Source organism: Neisseria sp. P0001.S005 (assembly GCF_051963715.1).
The window spans coordinates 1-2,061 of record NZ_JBQCTZ010000355.1 but is presented as its reverse complement, the minus strand read 5'-3'; the positions used below and the strand labels follow the sequence as shown (position 1 = coordinate 2,061).

Here is a 2,061-nt window from a genome sequence, read left to right as displayed (position 1 = left end):
TCCCGATTCCGTCCGCGCACTGGCCGAACTTTACGAAATCAAAGACTGGTTGCAATCATGAAAAAAACCACCGCTTCACTCTGCCTCCTCATCAGCATAGCCTCCGCTCCCGCACTTGCCGAACGCAATCCAGCCGACCCTTACGAAGGCTACAACCGTACCGTTTCCAAGTTCAACGACAAAGCAGACAAATACGTCCTTTCCCCTGTCGCACGCGGTTATCGCAAAATAACGCCCAAACCGGTGCGTACCGGCGTGATCAACTTCTTCAACAACCTGCGCGATGTCGTCAGCTTCGGCAGCAATGTACTGCGCCTTGACGTCAAACGCGCCAGCGAAGACCTCGTCCGCGTCGGCATCAACACCACCTTCGGCCTTGGCGGTTTAATCGACGTAGCCGGTGCAGGCGGTGTGCCCAGCAATAAAAACACCCTCGGCGATACCTTCGCCTCATGGGGCTGGAAAAACAGCAACTACTTCGTTGTCCCCCTACTCGGCCCGTCTACCGTACGCGATACCGTCGGCAACGCCGTCACCACCGTCTATCCGGTTAAAAATGCCGTCTTCCACACCAGAGCAGGACGCTGGGGCACAATCGGCCTGCAAGCCATCAACACCCGTGAAGAACTGCTCGACCTGACCGACAGCCTCGAAGGTGCAGCCATCGACAAATACAGCTACACACGCGACCTTTACATGAAAGTCCGCACCCAACAAACCGGCGGCACGCTCCCTCAAAGCGAAGACGACAACATCGACATTGATGACTTAGTGGACAGCAATGCCACTTCCGAACCGGTAACAGCCCCTCAAACCGCTCCGGCAGAAATTCCCGATACAGCCAATCCCCAAACCCTGTATCAAACACCATCAGAAAACCTCTGATTGTTCCCAAAAATAAAGGCCGTCTGAAATTCAGACGGCCTTTATCCCCCAAAAGATAGCCAGTCCACCACCTTTGCTATATCATTCAACTATACAGAAACCAAGGAAAACACCATGTACGAAGTCAACCGCAGCGTCTTCCTGCTTATCCCCCTCGATCCATTTTGGAACTGGCTGAAATCCCTGCCCGGCAATCACCTAGACGGCCTGACACTGGAAGACATTCAAGCCGATGCCAATTCCTACCTCGTTCGCCCATGCGAAACTGCCGACGAAGTATGGGACGAAATCGAAGCGCGTTTTGAAGATATTTTTGCTGCCGAATTGGCCGACTGGTGCGAAGACGAAAGCGAATGGCCGGATTTGGATGCCGACATTTTCAACGAATGGTTCGATATCCAACTCTCCACCGTGATTACCGACCTCGAACACGAACCAATCGCACGCGAAGAGTTCCAACCCATCAATCTCAACTGATGAAACTGACCGTCCGCAACTACCACCTTGACGGCTACGGCCACGTCAACAATGCACGCTATCTCGAATTTCTCGAAGAAGCGCGCTGGACGTTTTTTCAAGAGCATGACCTTCTGTCCGAACTCAAAGGCATCATGCTCGTTGTTGCACGCGTTGACATCCGCTATCGCCGCCCGTCGCTTGAAGGCGATGTTTTAACCTTCACAGGCCGTCTGAAAGACATCGGCACACGCCACATCATCCTCAGCCAAACCGCGACCCTGCCCAACGGCAAAGCTGCCATCGAAGCCGAAGTGACCCTTATGCCCGTCAGCAGCGAAAGCGGCCGTAGCATCAGCGTTCCCAAAACCTTAGCACACGTCATTCAAAACCTCGAATCATGAAAAAAATACTCACACTCCTCATCGTTGCCACAATTGGCGCGCTTCTTACCTTCGTCCTTATCCCCAGCAACAAAGCCGCCCCTGATTTCGCCCTGCCCGACCTGCAAGGCAAAACCATTACCAACGCCGATTTAAAAGACAAAGTTACCCTCATTAACTTCTGGTTTCCCTCCTGCCCCGGCTGCGTGAGCGAGATGCCTAAAATCATCAAAACCGCCCAAGATTATCAAGGCAAAAATTTCCAAGTCCTCGGCATTGCCCAGCCCATCGACCCTATTGAGAGCGTCCATCAGTACGTCAAAGAATACGGCCTTCC

4 protein-coding genes are annotated in these 2,061 nt (G+C 53.1%); all 4 read left to right on the top strand.

What is annotated here, in order from left to right:
• Positions 1–57 precede the first annotated feature (57 nt).
• Complete coding sequence (locus tag ACTHSP_RS20080; RefSeq protein WP_049335811.1) at positions 58–885, top strand: MlaA family lipoprotein; 828 nt, start codon at positions 58–60, stop codon at positions 883–885.
• Positions 886–999: 114 nt separating this feature from the next.
• The gene (locus tag ACTHSP_RS20075) at positions 1,000–1,362 is read left to right on the top strand and encodes a hypothetical protein (protein ID WP_003681812.1); all 363 of its coding nucleotides are present in this window, start codon (positions 1,000–1,002) and stop codon (positions 1,360–1,362) included.
• Positions 1,362–1,745, top strand: coding sequence for an acyl-CoA thioesterase (locus ACTHSP_RS20070; RefSeq protein ID WP_049335809.1), 384 nt, complete (start codon positions 1,362–1,364; stop codon positions 1,743–1,745). Before ACTHSP_RS20075 ends, ACTHSP_RS20070 begins: the two co-directional genes overlap by 1 nt.
• Positions 1,742–2,061: peroxiredoxin family protein (locus ACTHSP_RS20065; RefSeq protein WP_440346780.1), on the top strand; the 320-nt coding region annotated here is incomplete at its 3' end. The genes ACTHSP_RS20070 and ACTHSP_RS20065, both read left to right, overlap by 4 nt.